We start from the raw sequence: 23,387 nt of genomic DNA on the forward strand, positions 1-23,387 counted from the left end.
CGCGGCCGGCAAAGCCGCCGAGAGGTCCGCGACCCTAGCTCGAGCCCGGGCTCGAAACCCTGAACGCTTCAGCACCAGCCTTGACCCCAAGTTCCTCGCCAGCCCCGACGCAGCAGCGCGGGTGGACACTCCTCGGCGGGTGAAGGCACGGTAGGTGGTCATCACGGTTTGCCCTGCTCGCGCAGATACGCACCGCCCCCGTTCCGAGTCATCGCGTCCTCATACGCGGCCAAATGATCAAGCTTCTGCACGGGCGTGAACGACCGCGTGGCTGTCGGACCACCCGCACGCGGGCTGGGACTGCTGTTCTTTACTCATCGCACTATCGTCGCGCACGACGATCGAAGACGGGCTGGACATGATCGAAACTTCCTGATTCTCGGCTTACGTCACACAGCGGACTTGCTCTGAGCTACTGGTCTCAACTCACCCTGACACGTAGGGGTCGCGTGGAACGATTCGAGCGCACAACCGCCGATATCGATGTTGTCGAATAAAACGGACAGACATGCACTAAAATTAAGATCATCACCAGAATCCCACCTGTAGGAGAGCCTCATGACCGTCGAACCGGTCACCCTGACCACCACCACGCCTAGAGCTCCACAACTCCGCGGAACAGGCACAGCCTGCACCCGATCGCCGGTCACGGGCGTGAATCGGCCGCTCGCATAGCGTCGCCCAGAAGACACCAGGTCATTGCATGCCGAACCTGGTCGGAGGACCTCACTGCTTAAGCACATGCGGTCTCGACATTGCGCAGCGCAGGGTCGAACCAATCGGATTAATTGATGAGCGGCCACGCTCGAGGAGTGTCACGATGTCGCCCGAGTCCCACTACCTGCCGGCGCGGACCAGCCGGCGAAGCGGCGGCCGCCTCGTACTTCTCCTCCTCAGTGGCTTTGCCCTGCTTGCGGGACTCGACGGGGCACTCCTTCTGCTTGGCCTGCCGGCACCGGTGATCGCAGCCCGCCTCGCCGACGTACACGGCCCGCTCATGGTCTTCGGCTTTGTCGGAACGGTCGTTGTTCTCGAACGCGCGGTCGCCATCCGTCGGACTTGGGCGTTCCTGTCTCCCGGTCTCCTCGGCGCCGGCGGAATTGCGCTTATGTCGCCGATTCCGCTCTTTGTCGGCCAGATCGCCCTCGTGGCCGGATCGATCGTGCTGCTCGCGATTTATCGGTCGATCTGGGCGCGGCAGCCCTCGACTTCCAGTGCCGTTCAGGCCCTCGGGGCGTTGCTCGGCCTCGCCGCGACAATTCTTTGGTGGGGGCGTGTCCCGGTCCCTCACCTCATCCCGGCGATGACGCTCTTCCTTGTCCTGACTATCGCAGGGGAACGCCTCGAACTCGCCCGGATCTCACCAACCGTCGACGAGCGGGCCGAACGGTGGCTGCTCGCGGCGGCCCTGGCCCTGGCATCCGGCGTCGTGCTGGCACTGCTCTGGCCTGTCCTTGGATACCCCGTGCTTGGCCTCGCGCTGCTCGGTCTCGTCTCGTGGCTCCTGCGATATGACGTGGCGACGCGGCTTGTCAGGTCGAAGGGACTGCCGCGTTACATGGCCCTGTGCCTGCTCGCCGGCTACGGCTGGCTGGGTGTCGTCGGCCTAGTCTGGATCCTGTTGGGACCCGGATACGTCGGCCCGGCCTATGACGCCGTGGTGCACTCCGTCTTCCTCGGCTTCGTGATCTCCATGATCATGGCGCATGCCCCGACGATCCCGCCTGCCGTGCTGCGCCGGCCGCTGCCCTATCGTCCTTTGATGTACGGGCCGGTTGTCCTCCTGCACGCTTCACTGCTCGTTCGTGTCGTCGGCGGAGACGCCAGAGGGTTAGATGTTCTGGTGCAGTGGGGCGGCCTCGCGAATATCGTCGCCGTACTGCTCTTCGCGGGGGTCTCCGTCGTCTCCGTGCTCGTGGGCGCGCCTCCGAAACCCGCCAGGCGTCCGTCGAGCACGGCCTCGCCGCGCGGCCGTGCCACGATCTCACTGGGAACGCGCCGATGACCAGGCGGCTGTGGCACATCATCACCGGCATCCTCGTTCCGGCGTGGCTGTTCCTCGCCCTCGTGGTGGTGATCGTGCATCGGTTCCTTCCGGTCGCGCCCTGGCTGATGGTGCACCTGCTGCTGCTCGGTGCCGTCAGCAGCGCGGTCCTGATCTGGAGCCAGCACTTTGCAGACACGCTGCTCCGGCACCCGGCTCCCGGCGGCCGCGTCTCCCTCGGCTGGCGCCTCGCGGCCCACACCGTCGGAGCCATGCTCGTGATCACCGGCATGATCGGCGGCTGGTGGCCCATCGTCCTCTCCGGTGGCATCCTCGTCGGCGCGAACGCGCTTGCGCACGCGACGATCCTTGCCGTGCAGTCCCGCGGCGCGCTGCCGTCCCGGTTCGCGCCACTCGTTCGCTACTACGTCGCGGCCGGAGCGTGCCTCGCCATCGGGGTGACCCTCGGCGTCCTGATGGCGCGCATGGACGACTCGGAGGACAGCTACGCGCGCCTCTTCATCGGGCACATCGGACTCAACCTGCTCGGCTGGGTCGGCCTGACTGTGATCGGGACGGTCGCCCTGCTGTGGCCGACCATCCTGCACGTGCGGGTCGCCGACGGCACCCGCGCGGCGGCGCGGTGGACCCTTCCCCTCTTCCTCGCCGGCCTCGCCGTGCTCGGCCTTGGCTGCCTGCTCGGGGAACGACTCCTCGTGGGCCTCGGCGTGCTCGCCTATCTCGCCGGGCTTGCGAGGGTGCTCGCCGACATTCTGCGCTACGGGAGGGTCGCGCCGGCCGTGACGTTCGCTGGCTGGAGCATCGGCAGCGCCCTCGCCTGGTTCACCCTGTGCACGGCTGGCTTCGGCCTGCTCGTCAGCACCGCCTCCAGCTGGACCGTCGCCGCCGATTGGATCGAACAGCTCATCCTCGCCTTTCTGGTCGGATTTGCCGCGCAGGTCCTGCTCGGCGCGCTGACATATCTGCTGCCGGTCGTTCTCGGCGGCGGCCCGCGCGTCTCGAAGGCGACCAGCCGCGAATTGGAGCGAGGTGCGCTGTTCCGGGTCGTCGTCGTCAATGGCGGTCTCGTGATTTATCTCCTCCCGGTCCCGAGTCTCGTGAAGGTCGCGGTTTCCCTCCTCGTCGTCGCCACTCTGGCCTCGTTCCTGATCCTGATGATCCGGGCGCTCAAGACCAACCGTGTGCTGCGCAGCTCAACGGATGTTGTCGCCCCGGTTTCCGCGCCCATCCCCGGTGCCGGCCCGGTGCACCCGCGGCGCACCGGGTCGGTCGTCGTAGCGGCCGGCGCGCTCCTTCTCGCCATAACGATTGGGGTGGCCATGGAGCCCGCCTCCCTCGGTGTGGCCGGCGGGCTTGCAATCACGTCCGTGCCCACGACCGGTCACACAACGACGATCGACGTGGCCATGGCCGGGATGAGGTTCAGCCCGGACTCCGTATCTGTCCCGGTCGGTGACACGCTCGTGATCAACCTGACCAACGCGGACGACCGGGTGCACAACCTGGTCCTGGACACTGGCGTCACCTCCGGTTCAGTCAGTCCGGGAACGACCGCCGTCGTCAACGCCGGAGTCGTCGGCACAGCCATCAGCGGCTGGTGCTCGATCGCTGGCCACAAGCAGCTTGGAATGGTCTTCGCGATCGTCGTTACGGGGGCGGCGGCCGCGGGGACCGAGCAAGGTGGCATGGACATGAGCGGCGGTACCGGGTCGGGGTCCGGAGCGAGGGCGGCGCCATCCGCTGCGGATGACGTGGATCTGATGAAGAAACCCGCCGCCGACTTTGTCGCTCGCGATGCCAGGCTCACACCAGCATCCGCGGAGACCGTGCACACCCTCACGCTCACGGCGACCAACGTCCAGACGGAGGTCTCGCCGGGCGTGCAGCAGACCCTGTGGACCTACAACGGGACTGCGCCGGGACCGACCCTGCACGGGCGCGTCGGTGACGTCTTCGTGATCACCTTTGTCAACGGCGGAACCATCGACCACTCGATCGACTTCCACGCCGGCAGTCTCGCCCCGGACCGACCGATGCGCACCATCATGCCCGGGGAGAGCCTGACGTACCGGTTCACGGCCTCACGGTCCGGGATCTGGCTCTACCACTGCTCGACAATGCCGATGTCGGCGCACATCGCGAACGGTATGTTCGGGGCCGTGATCATCGATCCGCCGGGTCTTGCCCCCGTTTCGGCGGAGTACGTCCTAGTGCAGTCTGAGTTCTACCTCGGGGCGCAGGGCGCGGAGGTAGACGCGGCGCGGGTCGCAACGCAACAGCCCGATCTGCTCGCCTTCAACGGGTATGCCAACCAGTACGTCGACCGGCCGCTCATCGCCCGGGTTGGCGACAGGGTGCGCGTGTGGGTGCTCGACGCCGGACCCAATGTTGGCAGTTCTTTCCACGTCGTCGGCGGCCAGTTCGACTCGGTCTTCAAGGAGGGCGACTACCTGTTACGCGCTGGCGGCAGTACCGGTACCGGTGGTGCGCAAGTGCTGGATCTCGCCGCTGCGCAGGGAGGATTTGTGGAGCTCAGCTTTCCGGAATCCGGGCACTACTCATTTGTCAGCCATGTGATGTCGGACGCAGAAAAGGGCGCTCGTGGCATCTTCGACGTGACCCCGTGACGGTGGCCTGAAACCCCCGGGAATCAGCCCCATACGGCGTGTCGCGGCTCAGGGCGAAAAGGATTCGCAGGTGTTTTCCGAGCGCCAAGTATCAATTTTTGGGCGAACTGTCAGGTATTTCTCTCGCTACTACGATGCGCAGGAATGAGCACGCCGAATTAAAATGATTTCCACCCGTTTAAATGAATGATAGTTTTTCCCCACCTCGCGTGACCCATTCGGGGGAAGAAGCGCGGTCGCTGTGTTCTGGCACCGATCGACCTTGAACCAGGCAACAGCGAGAGGGGCCGTCTTGGTCCAACTGAAATCCAGCGCCCGAAGAATTCGCTCCGAGCTCATGGTGTCCAAAGGCTGGTTGCAGGGCGTCGCCCTCGTAATGATCTTTGGATTCGCCGTCATGGGATTCCTCGCCATGATGACCTACACCGATTCCATGCCCCAGCCCAAGCAGGTCATCGACAAGCAGGGCGCGGTCGTCTTTACGGGAGCGGAGATCACCGCCGGACAGCAGATTTTCGTGCAGCGCGGTCTGCAGGAGTTCGGCTCGATTGTCGGGCACGGCGGATATCTCGGTCCGGACTACACAGCCGACTACCTCCGAAGGTCCTCGACCTTCGTTCTGGATGCGCTCACGGCCTCGGGCATTCAGGACCCCCACGGCGCCCTCGTAACGATGATGCGCACCAATCGCTACGAGCCAGCAACGGGAAGCCTGATCTTCACCGACCTTCAGATCAGCGCCTTCGAGGCCGTCAAGAAGCACTACGCCGACTTCTTCGGCACCCCGACCACCCAAAACGGGTTGATCCCGAAGATGATCACCGACCCAGCCGAGATCCACGAGCTCACGGCTTTCTTCGCCTGGACATCCTGGGGGGCTGCGGCCGAACGACCGGGGCACAACTACTCGTACACCAACAACTGGCCCGCAGAGAAGCTCGTCGACAACGGTCCGACCGCAGACATCATCGTCTGGAGCGGGCTCTCACTCGTTTCCCTCATGGTTGCCCTCGGTGCACTCTTTGCTTTGTATGGCCGCTGGAGCAAACGGATGGGCTGGCAGCATGGCGAGGAGACCCCGCCGCTCTCCTTCCGACAGCCGGGCGACGTCGCCGTCACGCCTGCTCAGTCGGCAACAGCTTGGTTTTTCTTCGTGGTCGCCTTGATGTTCCTCGCCCAGGCCTTCCTCGGCGCGGCCGTGGAGCACTACCGGGTCGACCTCACGAGCTTCTTTGGCATCGACCTCGCCCAGCTGCTGCCGATCAACCTAGCGAGGACCTGGCATGTGCAACTGTCCCTGCTCTGGACGGCCGCCTCGTTCCTTGCGGCCGGCATCTTCCTCGCGCCGTACATCTCGGGTCATGAACCGAAACGGCAGCACTGGCTTGCGTACATCCTTCTCGGCGCTCTCGCCCTGGTCGTGGCCGGCTCTCTCGCGGGCGAAGCGCTCAGCATCTTCGGCGTCTCCGCTGCCAAGGACTCACCGTTCTGGGGTATGCAGTGGGAGTACATCGACCTGCCCAAATTCTGGCAGGGTCTTCTCACTGTCGGGCTGTTCCTCTGGATCGCGATCATCTACCGCGGTATCCGCGCGCGCCTCAAGTCCGAACACCGATTCAACCTGCCGTGGCTCTTCTTCTACTCCGGACTCGCCATCCCGGCGTTCTACGCCGTCGGGATGCTGGCAGGAAGCGAAGTGACGCTGAGCGTCGCCGAGTTCTGGCGTTTCTGGGTCGTGCATCTCTGGGTGGAGGACTTCCTCGAGCTTTTCACGACCGTCATGGTCGCCTACATCTTTGTCATGCTCGGCGTCGTGCACCGCCGGATCGCGATGCAGATCATCCTGCTTGACGTCATCCTTTATTCCGCCGGCGGAATCCTCGGGACGATGCACCACCTGTACTTCTCGGGCACCCCCGTCGAACACATGGCATTGGGAGCGTTCTTTTCCGCGCTCGAGGTGATCCCGCTGACGTTCCTGACCGTCGAGGCGTGGAGCTTCCTGCAACTGGGCGCACGCCAGCAATCCCGAAGCGCAGCTCCGTTCCCGCACCGCTGGTCGGTCATGTTCCTGGTCGCCGTCGGCTTCTGGAACTTCCTGGGAGCTGGCGTCTTCGGCTTCCTGATCAACCTGCCGATCGTCTCGTACTACGAGATCGGCACGGCTCTCACCGCGAACCACGCCCACGCGTCGATGATGGGTGTCTACGGCATGATGGGCGTGGGCCTGTCTCTGTTCGCGCTGCGGTACCTGATCCCGGCCAACCGTTGGCCGGACCGGCTCGCCAAAATTTCGTTCTGGTCGCTCAACGTCGGCCTGGCCTGGATGACTTTCGCTACGCTCCTGCCGCTCGGCGTGCTGCAGTTGTGGCACTCCGTCAATGACGGTTATTTCGAAGCCCGCAGCATGAACTTCATCACCGGCACCGGCAACACGGTCCTGGAATGGCTGCGAATGCCCGGCGATTTGGTCTTCATCTTCGGCGGGGTTGTACCCTTCGTCTGGATCGCCTGGCTCGGAGTGCGATACCGGATCAAGGGAACCACACAGGACGTCCCCATGGAGGCCCTGTTCGTCGAGACCCAACTCGTCGGTTCCACGGTGGCCAGGGGCACAGATGCCATCACAGACGTCTCCTCAGGACCCGGGTACGGCACGGGCTACGGCAGCCGTGCAGGTGAACGGGACGGTGACACGCGTCCAGACGGGGGTATGTGATGGAGCAGGTCAATCCCGACGTCTGGTTCGCGCTCGGATACGGCAGCTTCCTGCTGCTCGTTGCGCACGTGCTGGACGTGCTCGCCCGCCGCACTGCCGCGGCCACCACGAGCGCGCGCTCGGGTGGATTCGAGTACCACGAGGGACATGACGCATGGACGTGCTCGGAGGACCAATGGCTCTGGCCGATCTCCTTTGACCCGGATAATCGGGTGACCCGGTACCGGGCTGCGCCCACCGTGTGCAATCCCTGCCCGGTCAAGGACGACTGCACACCATCCCATGCCGGGAGGGAGATCGTGCGGAACATCGATTCCTGGCCAAGCTCTGAGGCGGAGCGATTCCACCGTGGCATAGCTTGCTCGGTTGTCGTCCTCGCCGTGGTCTGGCCGATCGCCGTCATGTTCCAGGGTCGCACCGGTCTCGAACTGGTGATCCTGAGCGCTGCATCCGCGTTGATCGCTGGGTGCAGTTGGCGCCTGTGGTCGCACTTGCGGCGCGCCCCCGCCCGCTTCCCCGATCACCTCGCGGCCCTCGGGCTCGAGGAGAACGAGCAGCAGAAAGCAGCCATCTCTGCGACAGAGCTCGCCCGGCGCAGCGGCTACGGCAGCATCCGCAAGACCGGACCGCGGGCGGTCCCCGAAAAGGAAGTCCGATGATGGGAATACTCGTTTCGATCGGTGTCGTCGTCCTCGTGGTTGTAATTTGGCTGGCTGCGTCGTTCAAGGTCTTGCAGGAGTACGAACGCGGCGTCGCCTTCCGTTTCGGACGTTTAGGGCGGCTGCGCGAACCTGGCGTGCAGATGATTTACCTCGGCCTGGACAGGATGGTGCGAGTCGACCTGCGCATCGTCACCCTGACAATCCCGCCGCAGGATGTCATCACCAAGGACAACGTGCCTGCCCGGGTCAACGCCGTCGTGCTCTTCCAAGTCACCGACCCGGTCAGATCGGTGATGGCGGTCGCGAATCATGCGGTCGCCACCTCCCAGATGGCGCAGACAACGCTGCGATCCGTCGTCGGGCGTGCCGACCTCGACACCCTGCTGGCGCATCGTGCCGACCTGAACGAAGATCTCGCCAGGAGCATCAACGCACAGACTGAGCCGTGGGGAGTTGAGGTCAAGGTCGTCGAGATCAAGGACGTTGAAATTCCCCAGGCGATGCAACGGGCGATGGCGCGCGAGGCAGAAGCCGAGCGGGAACGTCGGGCGAAGATTATCAACGCTCACGGCGAACTACAGGCCTCCGAAGAGCTCGGCCAGGCCGCGGAGATTCTCAGCCGCAACCCGGCCTCGCTTCAACTGCGCTACCTGCAGACCCTGCTCGAGCTCGGCGCAGACCACAACTCGACAGTCGTGTTCCCCCTTCCGATGGACATCATCGGGCCGTTCCTCAAAAAAGTCCCGCAGCTGCTGGACCAAACGAAGCCCGGGCAGACGGCCCAGCCTCCTGCCGACGAACAGAAGACGGATGTAACCAACAATGAATGATGCGTCAGCACACGACGGCCGAGCCACGCACGTGCCCGCGATGGGCTCGGCGCACGAGAGGACCCTCAGTATCCGCCTGATGATGACGGGGGTGCTTGTGGGGCTCTTTGGACCCATAGGCGGGTTCCTCGGCGGTGGAATCGTGAGCGCCGAGACCACGATCGTGGGACTCGAGCCCCTCTTCGTCTGGCTGTTCTTCGGGATGATCGTCGGAGGTGTCGGAGTTGCGATCGGCATCCTGGGCGCCCTGCGCTGGGTCCGAGGGAACCACCACCTCGATTAGTGCGGCGCAGCAGGCTGCGAACCACCGCCCCGCGGAGACAAGCGACCTGCCCCCTGGCGGTATTTTTCAGGCTCTCTCAGGATCGAATACCTCGTCTTGGTCCGTCACGGTCGCCGCGGCCACTACGTACGGCGCGGCGATCGTCGTTAAGGCCAAGGACCAGGACGCTGGACAGGCGCAGGAACGGCGTCAGCCGCCGGTATGGAAACCGGTAGCTGACGCCGTTTGCCGTGTGATTCCTCAGCGGGTCAGGGCCTCAGGCGGAAATGGTCTCGGAAGTTACGGGCTGGTAGCCGCAGCTCGGGTCCTCAGCGAGCGGATCGCCGGTGAGCGCGTAAGCGTGAGAGCGGGAGCCTCCGCAGACCGTGCGGAACTCGCAGCGCCCGCAGCGGCCGCCAAAGGTATCCGGGGTGCGCAACTCCTGGAGTAGCTGCGCCTCCCGGTAGATTTCGGGGAACGGCTGCTCGCGAACCGATCCGACGGACACTGGTAGGAATCCGCTCGGGTAGACCGCGCCGACGTGGTCGATGAAGGCGAAGCCGCGTCCGGAGTTGACGTCGATCGGTGCACGCGGCTTCCGCCGCCGGGGTTCGTCGCCGGTCAGTAGCTTGTCGGTAGCGCTGCGCAGCTGTGCGCGCAGCGGACCAACCGGGAAGGCGGCATCGAGGTCGGTCACGCCTGCGCGTTGGATGGCAACGCGTCGGTAATGCGGCGCCTCAGTCGTCTTGATCGCGACGAGCTCGGAAACATCATGCAGCCAGTGCAAAACCTCTTCGGCTTCGTCCGAGGTCAGGGCATTCAGGAGTTTTCCGCGTCCCGTGGGGACGAGAAAGAAGACGCTCCAGAGAGTTGTCCCGAGGTCGAGGACCGTCCTGAGGATCGCCGGCAGTTCGTGCACTGTGTCGCGGGTCACGGTTGTGTTGATCTGCAGGCGATACCCAACCTCGCGGACCATTCGCGCGGCGATCATCGTATCGTCGAAGACGCCGGTGACACCGCGGAAGGTGTCATGAGTGGCCGCGCAGGCACCGTCGAGCGAGAGAGATACCGCCTTCGCACCTGCCTCGTGCAGCTCAACGAGGACCTCGCGGGTGAGCCTCGGGGTGACCGAGGGGGAGAGGGCCATGCTCAACCCCAGGCTGGTGCCGTGTGCGACCAGCTCGGGCAGGTCAGGGCGTTCGAATGGATCGCCGCCGGTGAGGACGACAAGCGGGCGGGGCGTGCCGAACGACGCTAGATCGTCCAGGAGCTTTCTACCCTGGTCTGTGGTGAGTTCGAACGGATTGCGGGTGCGGATGGCATCCGCCCTGCAGTGGGTGCAGACGAGCTGGCAGGCTCGCGGGACCTCCCAGATCACGATGAAAGGCCGCTCGCCGGCATCATGGCGTAGGTGTCGGATGGCACGCACGGGGGTCTCGCTCATGTGTTTCCTCGGTCCGGTCCGGCTTCAGTGCGCACCTCAGTTGTTTTTACCACACTTATAGGGAAAACTAGAGACGTGCCTGATTTCGACGTCGACGCCCGTACCCACCGGGCCCTCTCCGGCGTGAGCCGACTCGCCCTGCTTGAGCTGCTCCGTACCCAGCAGATGCCGATGGATGTCCCGAAGATCGCGGCGGCGGTCGGTTTGCACCCCAATACCGTCCGCTCGCATCTTGATCGACTCCTCGAGGTCGGCCTCGTGGCCGAGGCGATCGAGGTGCGGACGCGTCCCGGCCGTCCTCGGATGCTTTATTCCGCGGTGCCCCGCGAGATCGATCCCCCAGAAACCGGCCCCGGCCACTCGGTTGATTCCTACCAGCTCCTCGCGAGTATCCTCGCTGACGGTCTGGCTGAGGGCCCGACCACCGGACCTCCGCGCGGTAGCGAACGGGCCGTCGAGGCTGGGCGGCGTTGGGCGGACAGGTTTGTGCCGTCCGAGGATTCAACGTCTGTCCCGATGGACCGTGATGTTGCTGTCGAGCGTGTTGTCGCGATTCTCGATGTCGTTGGTTTTGCCCCGGTGCTGTCCGGCGATCACACCGAGATCGAACTGCGTCGATGCCCATTCCTGGAGGTTGCGAAGGAACACAGTACCATCGTGTGTTCGGTGCACCGCGGGTTGATGCAAGGCGCACTGGACCGGATGAATGCTCCGTCGATCGGCATCCTCCTGGAGCCGTTTGGCCGGCCAGGAGCGTGTCTAGCACGTGTGCTCTAATACTCCCTTTGGGGGCTGCGGTGTCGGTCTGGCGACTGAGAGTGCATAGTTGACCCATGTCCTCCCGCCCGCCATCGAGTTACCGTACGCTCGCGTCGTTCAGCCGAATCAAACTGCTGTACTTCCTGCAACAGCGCGGGACGATGACCGTCAGCGACCTTTCTGAAGCGACCGGACTGCACCACAACACCACCCGGGAGCATTTGCAGCGGTTGATAAGCGACGGATTTGTCACCTGCGAGCCCGAAGAACGCGACGTCAAGGGGCGCCCAAGAATCCTGTATAGCGCTGCCGCCGGGGTGGACCACTACGCGGGCTCAATCCGGGTTGCGAAGGTCGAGGCCGCCGAACGCCGGGGCGACCAGGTGCGGCGGATGCTGCCTCTCACCGCGGCGATCGACTCACCGCTCCAGCGTCAGTTGGATGCCCTCGACGACCACCTCGACCAGACCGGTTTCGAGGCAAGGATCGATGCGGACGGACGTCACCTCACTCTGCACGAGTGTCCGTACAGCGAGATGGTCAAGGACCACCCTGAGGTATGCCGGGTGCACCTCGGTCTGGTCCAAGGAATCCTGCAACAGGCCGGCGGTCCGCTAACGGCCGATGCGTTGCATCCGCTTACCGAGCCGGACACCTGCACTCTGGACTTGAACTGGTCCCATCAGGGCGCAGAGTGTGAGGAAATCGAGGGAGACGACGGGGCGCAGCAGAGCGTCGACGTCGAGGTCGGTACCGATGACGTGCCCTCCGGCTTACGGGCGGTTATTTTTCACGGTGTTTTTCGCTTGTAGCCCGTTCGGGTGGCCGTGAGACTCAGTAGCGAGGTTATTGCTGACTGCGGTGATGCCCGGGAGTGCAAGGGGTACGTCGTGAAAACTCTCAAGGACTCGAGCTTTTCCAAGCGGAGCGTGGGCAAGCCGGGCACGAAGCCGGGTATCGACAGTCCGATTGCGGACAGCATCCTCAACCTCGGTCGGTTCCTGCGCCGAGGGGAGACCTCGCCGGATCTGCGGTCTCTGTTCCTCGAAGGTGGCCGCAACGCCGACAGCTTCTATCGTGATCGCTGGACCCACGATAAGGAGGTGCGGTCCACCCACGGAGTGAACTGCACCGGCTCGTGTTCCTGGAAGGTGTACGTCAAGGACGGGATCATCACGTGGGAGACGCAGCAGACGGACTATCCCTCAGTCGGTCCGGACTCCCCGGAGTACGAACCCCGCGGCTGCCCCCGCGGCGCGGCCTTCAGCTGGTATACGTACTCGCCGACCCGGGTGCGGTATCCCTATGTGCGCGGTGTGTTGCTCAACCTGTACCGCGAAGCCAAGGCGCGCCTCGGCGACCCCGTACTCGCATGGGCCGACGTCACTGGCAACCCTGAGTCAGCGCGGGCGTACAAGAGCGCCCGCGGCAAGGGCGGCCTCGTGCGGGCCAGCTGGGATGAGGCCGCTGAGATCGTCGCCGCAGCCCACGTGCATACCATTAAGACGTACGGTCCAGACCGGATCGCCGGCTTCTCCCCGATCCCGGCGATGTCGATCGTCTCGCAGGGCGTCGGCAATCGATTCATATCGATGCTCGGCGGCACGATGCTGTCCTTTTACGACTGGTATGCCGACCTGCCCGTCGCGAGCCCCCAGGTCTTCGGCGACCAGACCGACGTCCCGGAATCGGCCGATTGGTGGAACGCATCGTATTTGATCATGTGGGGCTCCAACGTTCCGGTGACCCGTACCCCTGACGCCCACTTCATGGTCGAAGCCCGCTACCGCGGCCAGAAGGTCATCACGGTCTCGCCGGACTACGCCGACAATTCCAAGTTCGCTGATGAGTGGCTCGCCGCACACCCGGGAACCGATGGCGCCCTCGCGATCGCGATGGGCCACGTCGTGCTCAAGGAGTTTCTCGTTGACCGGCGCACCCCGCGTTTTGTCGACTACATGAAGCGGTACAGCGATTCCGCGTACCTGATCACGCTCACGAAGCGTGGCGACGCCTACGTCCCGGGCAAATTCATGACAGCGGATGCCCTCCCCGACACGGCGGCCACCGTCGCGAGTGCTGCGTTCAAGCCGATCCTGCTCGACCAGGATGGCCGCACCATCATCCCGAACGGATCCATCGGGCACCGCTTCTCCGAAACTGACGTCGGCAAATGGAACCTCGATCTCGAGGGAGTCGACCCGCTGCTCTCGATCATGGATGCGCCCGACTACGACGGTGCGTCCGCTGCCGTCGACATGCCCCGTTTTGACATCTCGCCCATGACAGACGAGGCCGGCGAGCAGCAGGCCGGTGGCGCAGGCATCATCCGCCGAGGTGTGCCCGTGCGGAGCGTCGCCGGAGAACTCGTGACAACCGTCTTCGACCTTCTCCTCGCCCAGTACGGCGTGGGCAGGGACGGGCTCCCCGGCGTCTGGCCGACCGGCTATGACGACGAAACCTCCCCAGGCACCCCAGCCTGGCAGGAGGGCATCACCTCCGTGCCGATGCAGGCCGCAGAACGCATCGGGCGCGAGTTCGCACAGAACGCCGAGGAATCGGGCGGACGCTCAATGATCCTGATGGGGGCAGGCACGAACCACTGGTTCCACTCCGACACCATTTACCGCGCCTTCCTCGCGCTCACGACCATGACCGGCTGCCAGGGCGTCAACGGCGGCGGCTGGGCGCACTACGTCGGGCAGGAGAAGGTACGCCCCCTCACGGGCTACGGCCAGTACGCGTTCGGACTGGACTGGGTGCGACCGCCGCGCCAGATGATTGGCACCGGGTTCTTCTACCTCGCCACCGACCAGTGGCGTTACGACGGCCTCTCCGCCGACACGCTCTCGAGCCCGCTCGGGGTCGGCACCTTCGCTGACCGAACCACGGCGGACTGCCTCGTGGAGTCGGCAAAGCGCGGCTGGATGCCCAGCTACCCGACCTTCAACCGCAACTCGCTCGACCTTGTCGACGACGCCGTCGCGGCCGGGGTCGACCCTGCCCAGTACGTCGTCGAGTCGCTTGAGGACGGCAGCCTCGCCTACTCCGTCGAGGACCCGGACGCCCCGGAGAACTTCCCGCGCGTGCTGGTGGTCTGGCGGGCGAACGTGCTCGGCTCTTCCGGCAAGGGCAATGAGTACTTCCTGAAGCACCTCCTCGGCACGACGAGTGCCGTGCGTGCGCCGGAGTCCCCGCCCGAAAAGCGCCCGAAGACGATGAAATGGCACGAATCCGCGCCAGAGGGCAAGCTGGACCTGCTCGTCACAAGCGACTTCCGGATGACCTCGACAACTATCTTCAGCGACGTGGTGCTGCCGCCGGCCACCTGGTACGAGAAGAATGACTTGTCGACGACGGACATGCATCCTTTCATTCACTCGTTCAACCCCGCGATCACCCCGCCGTGGCAGGCCAAGACCGACTTCGACATCTTCCACATCTTGGCGAAGAAGATTTCCGAATTCTCGGTCGAACACCTCGGTGTGCGGAAAGACCTCGTAGCCGTCCCCCTGAGTCACGACACCCCCGACGCGATGGCAACCCCGCACGGAACCGTGCAGTACGGCCAGCCACTGGTGCCCGGGATCACGATGCCCAAGCTCGTCGTCGTCGAGCGAGACTATCCGGCATTCGCCGACATGCTCGGTGCCCTCGGCCCGCTCACGGCGAAGCTCGGCATGGTGACCAAGGGCGTCAAGTTCAACCCCGATGTCGAGGTCGACTATCTCGGCAAGAAGAACGGCCTGGTCGAGAGCGGCCCGGCCGCCGGCCGTCCGCGCCTGACAACCGCGAGCCACGCATGCGAGATGGTGCTTGCACTCTCCGGCACCACCAACGGGCGCCTGGGCACCCAGGGCTTCCGTCAGTTGGAGGAGCGTACGGGTATGAAGCTCGCCGACCTCGCGAGCGACAATGAGGGCCGCCGGTTCACCTACTCGGATGTCCAGGGCGCGCCGGTCCCCGTGCTCACGTCCCCGGAGTGGTCGGGCAGTGAGCACGGCGGCCGTCGCTACAGTGCCTTCACGATCAACGTCGAGCGGCTGAAGCCGTGGCACACCCTCACCGGGCGGCAACACTTCTACCTCGACCACGACTGGATGATCGAGCTGGGGGAGCAGCTGCCGATCTTCCGGCCGCCTCTCGACATGCACCGCCTATTTGACGACTCGATCGTCGGCTCGACGGCGGCGACCGGTTCGACTGGGTCGAAGGGCCGCGCCGAGGTCGCCGTGCGCTACCTGACGCCGCACTCGAAGTGGTCGATCCACTCCGAATACCAGGACAACCTGATGATGCTCTCGTTGTCCCGTGGTGGGCCGACCATCTGGATGTCCCCGCAGGATGCCGCCAAGATCGGCGTGCGCGACAACGAGTGGATCGAGTCGTACAACCGCAACGGAGTTGTCGTCGCCCGAGCGATCGTGTCGCATCGGATGCCGGAGGGCACCGTGTACATGTATCACGCGAAGGACCGTACGATCAACGTGCCGATCGCTGAAACGAGCGGCATGCGCGGCGGGACAAACAACTCGCTGACCCGAATCCTGCTCAAGCCCAGTCACCTGATCGGCGGCTATGCCCAGCTGTCGTTCGCCTTCAATTACCTCGGCCCGACCGGGAACCAACGCGATGAGGTCACCGTGATCCGTCGACGCAGCCAGGAGGTTGAGTACTAAATGCGCGTAATGGCCCAAATGTCGATGATCATGAATCTCGACAAGTGCATCGGCTGCCACACCTGCTCCGTCACCTGCAAGCAGGTGTGGACAAACCGCACCGGCGTCGAATACGTCTGGTTCAACAACGTCGAGACCCGGCCGGGCCTCGGATACCCTAAACGTTACGAGGATCAAGAGAAGTGGAACGGCGGCTGGATCCGCAACAAGCGAGGACGCCTGAAACTGCGTTCCGGCGGTCGACTCAAGCGGCTCGCGACCATCTTCAACAACCCGGACCTGCCCGTCATCGACGACTACTATGAGCCGTGGACTTACGACTACGACATGCTCACCAAGGCACCCCTGAGCACCGAAAGTCCCGTCGCCCGGCCCAAGTCCCTGCTGACGGGCAAGAACATGGATATCAAATGGTCGGGCAACTGGGATGACGACCTCGGCGGCTCTCAGGAGACCGCAGCTGACGACCCCATTCTCGCGACGATGAGCGAGCACGTGAAGATGGAATTCGAGAACACCTTCATGTTCTACCTCCCGCGGATCTGCGAACACTGCCTGAACCCGGCCTGCGTCGCGGCGTGCCCGTCCGGTGCCATGTACAAGCGCCAAGAGGACGGCATCGTCCTCGTCGACGAGGATGCCTGCCGTGGCTGGCGGATGTGCGTGTCGGCCTGCCCGTACAAGAAGGTCTACTTCAACCACAAGACCGGTAAGGCGGAGAAGTGCACGCTCTGCTATCCGCTGATCGAACAGGGCAAGCCGACCATCTGCTCGGAGACCTGTGTCGGCCGGTTGCGTTACCTCGGCCTGATGCTCTACGACGCTGACGCCGTTCTCGCAGCCGCGTCGATCGAGAACGACCAGGACCTGCTCGAGGCCCAGCGCGGGGTATTCCTCGACCCGTTCGACCCCGAGGTCATCGCCGCGGCGAAGGCGGAAGGCATGGAGGACGACTGGATCCTCGCCGCCCAGAACAGCCCGATCTACAAGCTCATCTCCGAGTACAAAGTCGCACTGCCCCTGCACCCCGAATACCGCACGATGCCGATGGTCTGGTATATCCCGCCGCTGTCCCCGGTCGTTGATGTCATCTCGACGACGAACAACGACGGCGAAGATGCTCGCACTCTGTTCGCCGCGATCGATAAACTCCGCATCCCGGTCGAGTACCTTGCCGGGCTGTTCTCGGCAGGCGACGTTGTGCCCGTTGAGTCCTCGCTCCGAAAACTCGCCGCGATGCGCTCATACATGCGCGACATCAACCTCGGGCGCGACCGCGACGAGTCCATCCCCGCCGCGGTCGGCATGACCGGAGCCGAGATCGAGGCGATGTACCGGCTCCTTGCGATCGCCAAGTACGAGGATCGCTACGTCATTCCCAAGGCGCACGTGGAAACGGCTCGCGAGCTCGAAGAGCTGGCATGTTCGCTGGACACGGACGGGGGACCAGGCATGGGCGGTCCGACCTCGACCGCGGGACCATATGGCAAGACTCCGGGGATGCCGTTCAACGCTACCGTCGACAACTACAACGAGATGGTCGGTAAAGGCGGAGAGAAAACCAAACCGACAACCCCTGGCCGGATCAACCTCCTGAACTGGAACGGCGGTGGCCGACCGGACGGCTTATTCCCGCCCGTAGCAGACGCCGGGAGCCCCGCATGAGGCTCCCGAAGCTTCCGCCCCGTAAAGTCACGGCAATCCCGCTCAGTGCCGAGGACGGGGCCATTGCACACATGGCCGCGTCGATCCTGCTCGACTACCCGACCGCCTCGCGTCGTGCTCGCTTCGGGACGGTCGCGGAGTCTGTTACATTGCTGCCGCATCCGCTTCGGACCGCTTTCGAAGCGTTCTTGACCGCCGCGGGGGAGATGGGCCAGCAGGAGCTTGAGGTGCATTTCACGGCGACCTTCGACCTCAAGCGCAAGTGCTGCCCGTACCTCTCGTACTACGCGGCCGGCGATACGCGCCGCCGCGGCATGGCCCTCGTGCGTTTTATCGAGGCGTATCACGCGGCTGGCTGGGAGGTCGCGGCGGACGAACTACCCGACTACCTGCCCATGGTTCTTGAATTCTCGGCCCTCAGCGATTCACCCATCGCGCAGGAGCTGCTCGCGGCTCATCGGGACGGCATTGAGGTGCTCCGCACCGCACTCGAAACCATCGAGAGCCCCTACGCGCACGTCGTTGAGGCTGTGTCGCTCTCGCTTCCTGCCATCGATGAGGAAACTCGGGAGCGATATCTCAACCTCGTCAACGAGGGCCCGCCGACCGAAACAGTCGGTATGACCTTCCTTGGCAATCTGAAACCATTTTCGCCGTCCGGCATCGCGAGTGAGGAACTCAGGGTATGAACCCGATGGACTTTCTATTGTGGGTGGCGTTCCCTTACGCGGCCATGGCCGTCTTCGTGGTCGGCCACATTTTCCGCTATCGGCACGACCAGTTCGGCTGGACCTCCCGCTCGAGCCAGGTCTACGAAAACCGGCTACTGCGCTGGGGATCGCCGATGTTCCACTACGGCATCCTCATGGTGCTGGGCGGTCACGTGGTCGGCCTGCTCGTGCCCAAGGAATGGCTCGAGTTCGTCGGTGTCTCCAATGAGATCTACCACGTGGGCGCCACCTGGCTCGGTAGTATCGCGGCCGTGCTCACTCTCGCCGGGCTCGCCATCCTGATCTACCGGCGCAGGCTCAATACCCGGGTGCTGCTCGCGACCACGGTGATGGACAAGGCCATGTACGCCCTCCTGGGGACGACCCTGCTCTTTGGGACCACCGCGACGGTTCTCTTCCAGGTACTTGGTGCCGGATATGACTACCGGGGCACGATTTCGCCGTGGGTGCGCGGCCTCCTCTCCGCGCAGCCCGACCCAGCCCTGATGGCCAACGTGCCATTCTTCTTCCAGCTGCACGTTCTGAGCGCGACACTGCTGTTCCTGCTGTGGCCCTTCACCAGGCTTGTGCACGTCTTTTCCGCGCCGATCGGATATTTTGTGCGACCGTACATCGTGTACCGCTCGCGGGATACCCACCGGGGATCCGGGGCTCGTAAGGCCCGACGCGGTTGGGAGAAGAGCGTGCTGCCGACATCCGCCCGTGACAAGGATGCCGCCCGCCGCTGAATCGGCCGATCTAGCGGCTGAGACGAATATCGACCTCACGCTCGACGTAGTCCCATTCGCGACTCGTGCGCAGCCGTGCCAGGAGTTCCTCGAACGCGGACGCGTCCCCGGCCGCGTATTCGAACCAGGTTAGGAAGTCGAAGGGTTCACCCAGATCACGGCTGTGGTAGAGCTGCCGAGCGACCGCAGGCAGGTATTCGAGCCCGACCGCGATGTGGTGGCTCGTCTCCTCGAATACCGCCCTCCGCTCATCCTGGGGGAGATCCCACCAGCGGGCGGTCTTCGTGATCGGGATGAGCGCGGCGCACCGGGCCTCTGGTCGGCCGAGGGCAGGCTGGACGGCGACGAGAGCTGCCTGCTCGGAGCGCTCCGTGTAGCGCTTGTAGCTCGTCGCGCCACTTAGCATCCACGCGGATTCTGGGCTTACGGTCCGCGGTAGCGCTGACACCTCCAGGCGTTCGGCCGTGGCAAGCGAGGGACCCGTGACAGCGAGAATGCGATCGATCTGCCAGGTTCCAGTGGCGCCTGCGGTGAATCGCGTGAGCGCCATGCTTCGACGTTAGCAGGCCCGCCGCGCGGCCAGATAGGCCAGGGACGGCGGGCCTGCTCTCCGGGGTTGAGCTCGCTCGCATCAGCCTGCTCAGGCTAACCGGGGAAGGGAGCGCCCGGTCGTGCGTAGAAATGCCAGGTCAGCCAGGTGCAGAAGACGCAGAAGACTGCGCAGGCGACGAAGAACGAGGTCGGGCTGACCAGGGTCAGGGCGATACCCACGATGAATGGACCAAAAGCTGCGATTGCGGAAGTCCAGGCGATTGCGCCGCCGGCCTGACGCTTCGGGAAGATCATCGGCATCTGCTTGAAGGTGCCCGCATTAGCGAAGCCAGCAAAGAAGAAGATCGCGATCATCCCGCTGAGAAAGCCCCAGAATTGGTCGACGCTCGTAGGTGCCAGGAAGAATGACGTGAACACAGTGCCGGCGACCATTCCCACGGCGCCAATGAGAGTGAAGATCGCGCCACCCCATCTGTCGCAGAGGGGGCCGCACGCCGCGCGGACGGCGGCGCCGACGAGCGGGCCGATGAAGGCGAAGGCAAGCGGGTTCGGCGCGTGTGGGAAATGGCCGTAGACGTTCAGGATGATCAAGCCCATCTGGGCAGCGAGGCCACTGTACAGCCCGAAGCTCATCAGGTAGATCGCCGTCATGAGCCAGGTGTGCTTGATGCGGAAGATGTCCATCTGCTGGCGGAAGTTGGCCGTCACGGGTACCCGGCGCAGGAAGACAATCGCCAGTACAACTCCGAGGAGCGCCCACGGGATGAGGACTAGTCCGCCGTTGTGCAGCCAGACCAGCTGGCCCTTCGCACTGCTCTGCGGGGTGAGTGCTGCGGTACCGAGCAGGCCGAAGCCGACGACCCAGGGCAGCAGCAGCTGGATCAGCCCGATGCCGAAGTTTCCGATCCCCGCCTGCAGGCCGAGGGCGGTTCCGGCGAGACGCTTCGGGAAGAAGTAACTCGTGGAGGCCATGAAACCGGAGAAGGTTCCACCGCCGATCCCTGCCGCAAAGGCGAGGGCGAGGAGTACCCAGTACGGGGTTGAGGTGTCGCGGGCAGCGAGCGTCCAGCCGAGCATAGGGAGCACGAGCAGGGCAGAGGACATCGCCACGAGCGAGCGCGTGCCCATAATCGGGGGCAGGAACATGAAGACAAGGCGCAGGATTCCGCCGGCAAGCCCGGGCACGGCAACGAGCCAATACAGCTGACCTGGAGTCAAGGTGTAACCGATGTCATTGAGCCGCGGTGCGATGGCGCTGACGAGGTACCAGGCGGCGAAGCTCAGAGTGAGCGTGTAGGTCGTGATCCACAGAGTGCGCCAGGCGAGCTTGGAATCCCAGGTTTCTTCGTTCTCCGGATCCCAATTGGAGAGATCGGGTGTGAGTTTCGACGGGACGAGTGTGGAAGAGCCTGACATGTGCTTCCTCGGACTAGGTGGTTTCGGGCGGTAGAGCCCGCGTAGTTACCACCCTGACCTCGGCGACCGAGCGCGACAATCGCGGAACACCGTGAAAAATGAATCCAGCGCGATCCAGTCGAATCGCGGGGATCGGCTCAGCCGCCGGCGAAGCGCGGCAGCACGTCGATGGTCTCAATGTCGGCTGCGGTGCCCCCGGCCCTGGCTGGGGAGAGTCCGACGAGGAAAGTGCTCAGGGGCGCCGCGGGGCGTGCCACGCCGTGAGCCAGGTCCGTGGCAACGTCGAGGATGGTGCCGACCGGGACGTCAGCCGGGTCGAGGTCGAGTCCGGTGACGAGGGCGGCAAGCCACTCGTCGAGGGCTTCGGGCGGTAGCGGGGTGGAGGTGCTCACGGTGTTTCGCTCCTCGGCGGGATGTCGCGCGGGTGTTCGGGAGCACGGTGCGCCAGCCAATATCTTGCCGCTTGCCCCGAGCGCTCCCACTGCCCAGTAAGACTGACTGCACACCCGGACCACAAGGTGCTCGGCCGGTGCGGGCATGTAGGCAGACAGAAGCTGCGTGCTCACGAGAAGGGACTACTGCTGGTTTGGCTAAATTGTTGGGTTTGTTGTTTTCAGGCTGCATAAGCGGCTGGTTTGATCATCTCAAACTCGATCGGAGTGAGGCGTCCGAGTCCGTGTTGGCTGCCAAGCTCGTCGTCACCGTGCCGCAACGGAATGTCATGCACGTCGCAGAATCGACCGGTGAGGAATAGAAATGATACCTTTGATTTAAATACCTTGATGTTTGGAGTCAACATGCTCTCTGCCCAGTCCCTGCCCCTGATCGAAGCGACGCTGCCCCTAGTGGGCGAGCGCATGCCCGAAATCGCCCGGAATTTCTACGGCCGCATGCTGACCGCCCACCCCGAGCTCTTTGACGGCCTCTTCAGCCGCTCGAATCAGAAGAACGGCTCCCAGCAGCAGGCGCTCGCCGGCAGTATTGCAGTATTCGCGACGCGCCTGGTTCAGGACCCCGATACCACTCCCGAGGCCATGCTCTCCCGCATTGCACACAAGCACGTCTCCCTCGACATCAAGCCCGAGCAGTACGACATTGTCTACAAATACCTCTTCGAAGCCATCGCCGACGAACTCAACGACGTCATCACAACGGAAATCGCCGGCGCCTGGACCGAGGTCTACTGGCTGATGGCCCACGCCCTGATCAAGATGGAGAGGGGACTCTACTCCGGCCTCGCAAGCGACAAGCCCCTCGCGCCCTGGGTCGTCGTGAAGAAGGAGGCGGCTGGCACCGACGCCGTCACCTTCACTCTCGAACCGGCCGATGGCACCCCGGTCTCGCCCGCATTGCCCGGCCAGTACGTAAGCGTCACGGTGCGAATGCCCGACGGCATCCATCAGGTGCGGCAGTACTCCTTGTCGGCCGGCACGGCCTCGACCCGCGTCTTCACCACCAAGCTGGATCCGAACGGCGAGGTCTCTCCAGCCCTGCACCGCGACGTGCAGGTCGGCGACACGCTGATCCTCTCCGTACCCTGCGGGGACATCACCCTGGACCGGGGCGACGGCCCGCTCGTCCTGGCCTCGGCCGGCATCGGCTGCACGCCAAGCGCGTCCATCCTGCGCTCGCTGGTAGACGGCGCCTCGAAGCGCGAAGTGCTCGTCCTGCACGCCGAAAGCAACCTGGAACGCTGGGCGCTGCGCGACCAGATGAGCGAGGACATCGCCCTGCTCGAGGCCGCCGAACTGGAGCTGTGGCTGGAAATCCCGAGCGCGGGTCACCACGAGGGCTTCATGTCCCTCGAGAATGTGACCATTCCCGACAACGCCTCGGTTTACCTGTGCGGGCCGCTCCCGTTCATGCGCAGCCTGCGCTCGCAGGCGCTGGCGGCAGGGGTCCCAGCCAATCGCATCCACTACGAGATCTTCGGTCCGGACCTCTGGCTCGTCGGCGTCTGAGGCGCGTGCGACGATGCCCGCCTGCCCCTAGGGCGGACTGCGGCCAAGCCCGGCGGGAGCCCGATCGCGGTCCTCGCCGGCCGGTCAATACCTGGTTTCGGTCCTTCACGGCGTCGCGGACCAGCCGTGCACGTCTCTCTCCGGCTGCGAACCGCCGTCGCTGCTCGTGGCCTGTGGGCGCTCTGGGTGCGGCGCTTGTCGGGACGATTCTCTGGTTTGTTCGCATGTTCGGGAATCCCCGCATTGCCGACGGATCCGGCCGCCCGCTGCGATCGTCAAACGCACGGGGCCAACGAGCGTCAAGTTCCTCAACGGTGAACGTTCGTTCCCTTGCCGCGACGACGTCC

17 protein-coding genes are annotated in these 23,387 nt (G+C 64.4%); 13 read left to right on the forward strand and 4 right to left on the reverse strand.

What is annotated here, in order from left to right; genetic code table 11:
- Window positions 1-820 precede the first annotated feature (820 nt).
- The 6 genes from RCH22_RS20340 to RCH22_RS20365 all read left to right on the forward strand — a co-directional run bounded on the left by RCH22_RS20340 (window position 821) and on the right by RCH22_RS20365 (window position 9,126).
- A complete protein-coding gene (locus RCH22_RS20340) occupies window positions 821-2,005 on the forward strand; it encodes a hypothetical protein (protein ID WP_327015396.1) in 1,185 nt (394 codons plus the stop codon).
- Window positions 2,002-4,632 (forward strand): multicopper oxidase domain-containing protein, encoded by a 2,631-nt coding sequence (locus RCH22_RS20345; RefSeq protein WP_327015397.1) that lies wholly within the window; start codon window positions 2,002-2,004, stop codon window positions 4,630-4,632. Before RCH22_RS20340 ends, RCH22_RS20345 begins: the two co-directional genes overlap by 4 nt.
- Window positions 4,633-4,969: 337 nt before the next feature.
- The gene (locus RCH22_RS20350) at window positions 4,970-7,351 is read left to right on the forward strand and encodes a cbb3-type cytochrome c oxidase subunit I (RefSeq protein WP_327015398.1); all 2,382 of its coding nucleotides are present in this window, start codon (window positions 4,970-4,972) and stop codon (window positions 7,349-7,351) included.
- Window positions 7,351-8,010 (forward strand): hypothetical protein, encoded by a 660-nt coding sequence (locus RCH22_RS20355; RefSeq protein WP_327015399.1) that lies wholly within the window; start codon window positions 7,351-7,353, stop codon window positions 8,008-8,010. The genes RCH22_RS20350 and RCH22_RS20355 overlap by 1 nt, the downstream gene beginning before the upstream one ends.
- A complete protein-coding gene (locus RCH22_RS20360) occupies window positions 8,007-8,843 on the forward strand; it encodes a slipin family protein (protein ID WP_327015400.1) in 837 nt (278 codons plus the stop codon). The genes RCH22_RS20355 and RCH22_RS20360 overlap by 4 nt, the downstream gene beginning before the upstream one ends.
- Window positions 8,836-9,126 (forward strand): hypothetical protein, encoded by a 291-nt coding sequence (locus RCH22_RS20365; protein ID WP_327015401.1) that lies wholly within the window; start codon window positions 8,836-8,838, stop codon window positions 9,124-9,126. The genes RCH22_RS20360 and RCH22_RS20365 overlap by 8 nt, the downstream gene beginning before the upstream one ends.
- 256 nt (window positions 9,127-9,382) lie before the next feature.
- Here RCH22_RS20365 and RCH22_RS20370 read toward each other — a convergent pair whose 3' ends face one another.
- Window positions 9,383-10,549: a TIGR04053 family radical SAM/SPASM domain-containing protein gene (locus RCH22_RS20370; protein WP_327015402.1), complete on the reverse strand. Its 1,167-nt coding sequence runs from the start codon at window positions 10,547-10,549 to the stop codon at window positions 9,383-9,385.
- A 123-nt stretch (window positions 10,550-10,672) separates the two neighbouring features.
- Between RCH22_RS20370 and RCH22_RS20375 the strand changes: the two genes are divergently transcribed.
- The 6 genes from RCH22_RS20375 (at window position 10,673) to narI (ending at window position 19,111) form a co-directional block, all read left to right on the forward strand.
- A complete protein-coding gene (locus RCH22_RS20375) occupies window positions 10,673-11,326 on the forward strand; it encodes a helix-turn-helix domain-containing protein (protein WP_327015403.1) in 654 nt (217 codons plus the stop codon).
- Window positions 11,327-11,382: 56 nt separating this feature from the next.
- Window positions 11,383-12,120: an ArsR family transcriptional regulator gene (locus RCH22_RS20380; protein ID WP_327015404.1), complete on the forward strand. Its 738-nt coding sequence runs from the start codon at window positions 11,383-11,385 to the stop codon at window positions 12,118-12,120.
- A gap of 117 nt (window positions 12,121-12,237) precedes the next feature.
- A complete protein-coding gene (locus tag RCH22_RS20385) occupies window positions 12,238-15,987 on the forward strand; it encodes a nitrate reductase subunit alpha (protein ID WP_327015582.1) in 3,750 nt (1,249 codons plus the stop codon).
- Complete coding sequence (narH, locus tag RCH22_RS20390) at window positions 15,988-17,652, forward strand: nitrate reductase subunit beta (RefSeq protein WP_327015405.1); 1,665 nt, start codon at window positions 15,988-15,990, stop codon at window positions 17,650-17,652.
- Window positions 17,653-17,723: 71 nt separating this feature from the next.
- Entirely contained in the window at window positions 17,724-18,341 is a 618-nt protein-coding gene (narJ, locus tag RCH22_RS20395) for a nitrate reductase molybdenum cofactor assembly chaperone (RefSeq protein ID WP_327015406.1), read from the forward strand.
- 5 nt (window positions 18,342-18,346) lie between these two features.
- Window positions 18,347-19,111 carry a respiratory nitrate reductase subunit gamma gene (narI, locus tag RCH22_RS20400; protein ID WP_327015583.1) on the forward strand — a complete coding sequence of 255 codons (765 nt, stop codon included), beginning with the start codon at window positions 18,347-18,349 and terminating at the stop codon, window positions 19,109-19,111.
- A 10-nt stretch (window positions 19,112-19,121) separates the two neighbouring features.
- Here the strand turns inward: narI and RCH22_RS20405 are convergent, their stop codons facing one another.
- The 3 genes from RCH22_RS20405 to RCH22_RS20415 all read right to left on the reverse strand — a co-directional run bounded on the left by RCH22_RS20405 (window position 19,122) and on the right by RCH22_RS20415 (window position 21,471).
- The gene (locus RCH22_RS20405; protein ID WP_327015407.1) at window positions 19,122-19,661 is read right to left on the reverse strand and encodes a chlorite dismutase family protein; all 540 of its coding nucleotides are present in this window, start codon (window positions 19,659-19,661) and stop codon (window positions 19,122-19,124) included.
- Between the two features lie 95 nt (window positions 19,662-19,756).
- On the reverse strand, window positions 19,757-21,079 hold the full coding sequence (locus RCH22_RS20410; RefSeq protein WP_327015408.1) for an MFS transporter: 1,323 nt from the start codon (window positions 21,077-21,079) through the stop codon (window positions 19,757-19,759).
- Window positions 21,080-21,216: 137 nt separating this feature from the next.
- Window positions 21,217-21,471 carry a DUF6457 domain-containing protein gene (locus tag RCH22_RS20415; protein ID WP_327015409.1) on the reverse strand — a complete coding sequence of 85 codons (255 nt, stop codon included), beginning with the start codon at window positions 21,469-21,471 and terminating at the stop codon, window positions 21,217-21,219.
- Between the two features lie 405 nt (window positions 21,472-21,876).
- On the opposite strand from RCH22_RS20415, the gene RCH22_RS20420 reads away from it, so the two are divergent.
- A complete protein-coding gene (locus RCH22_RS20420; protein ID WP_327015410.1) occupies window positions 21,877-23,040 on the forward strand; it encodes a globin domain-containing protein in 1,164 nt (387 codons plus the stop codon).
- Window positions 23,041-23,387: the final 347 nt, after the last annotated feature.

The sequence above is a fragment of the Cryobacterium sp. GrIS_2_6 genome (assembly GCF_035984545.1).
GTDB lineage: Bacteria > Actinomycetota > Actinomycetes > Actinomycetales > Microbacteriaceae > Cryobacterium.

What these genes read in the sequence shown, in the direction of transcription:
- RCH22_RS20340 (WP_327015396.1), top strand. Translation starts at nt 821, where the DNA reads ATGTCGCCCGAGTCCCACTACCTGCCGGCGCGGACCAGCCGGCGAAGC.
- RCH22_RS20345 (WP_327015397.1), top strand. Translation starts at nt 2,002, where the DNA reads ATGACCAGGCGGCTGTGGCACATCATCACCGGCATCCTCGTTCCGGCG.
- RCH22_RS20350 (WP_327015398.1), top strand. Translation starts at nt 4,970, where the DNA reads ATGGTGTCCAAAGGCTGGTTGCAGGGCGTCGCCCTCGTAATGATCTTT.
- RCH22_RS20355 (WP_327015399.1), top strand. Translation starts at nt 7,351, where the DNA reads ATGGAGCAGGTCAATCCCGACGTCTGGTTCGCGCTCGGATACGGCAGC.
- RCH22_RS20360 (WP_327015400.1), top strand. Translation starts at nt 8,007, where the DNA reads ATGATGGGAATACTCGTTTCGATCGGTGTCGTCGTCCTCGTGGTTGTA.
- RCH22_RS20365 (WP_327015401.1), top strand. Translation starts at nt 8,836, where the DNA reads ATGAATGATGCGTCAGCACACGACGGCCGAGCCACGCACGTGCCCGCG.
- RCH22_RS20370 (WP_327015402.1), bottom strand. Translation starts at nt 10,549, where the DNA reads ATGAGCGAGACCCCCGTGCGTGCCATCCGACACCTACGCCATGATGCC.
- RCH22_RS20380 (WP_327015404.1), top strand. Translation starts at nt 11,383, where the DNA reads ATGTCCTCCCGCCCGCCATCGAGTTACCGTACGCTCGCGTCGTTCAGC.
- narH (WP_327015405.1), top strand. Translation starts at nt 15,988, where the DNA reads ATGCGCGTAATGGCCCAAATGTCGATGATCATGAATCTCGACAAGTGC.
- narJ (WP_327015406.1), top strand. Translation starts at nt 17,724, where the DNA reads ATGGCCGCGTCGATCCTGCTCGACTACCCGACCGCCTCGCGTCGTGCT.
- narI (WP_327015583.1), top strand. Translation starts at nt 18,347, where the DNA reads ATGGACTTTCTATTGTGGGTGGCGTTCCCTTACGCGGCCATGGCCGTC.
- RCH22_RS20405 (WP_327015407.1), bottom strand. Translation starts at nt 19,661, where the DNA reads ATGGCGCTCACGCGATTCACCGCAGGCGCCACTGGAACCTGGCAGATC.
- RCH22_RS20410 (WP_327015408.1), bottom strand. Translation starts at nt 21,079, where the DNA reads ATGTCAGGCTCTTCCACACTCGTCCCGTCGAAACTCACACCCGATCTC.
- RCH22_RS20420 (WP_327015410.1), top strand. Translation starts at nt 21,877, where the DNA reads ATGCTCTCTGCCCAGTCCCTGCCCCTGATCGAAGCGACGCTGCCCCTA.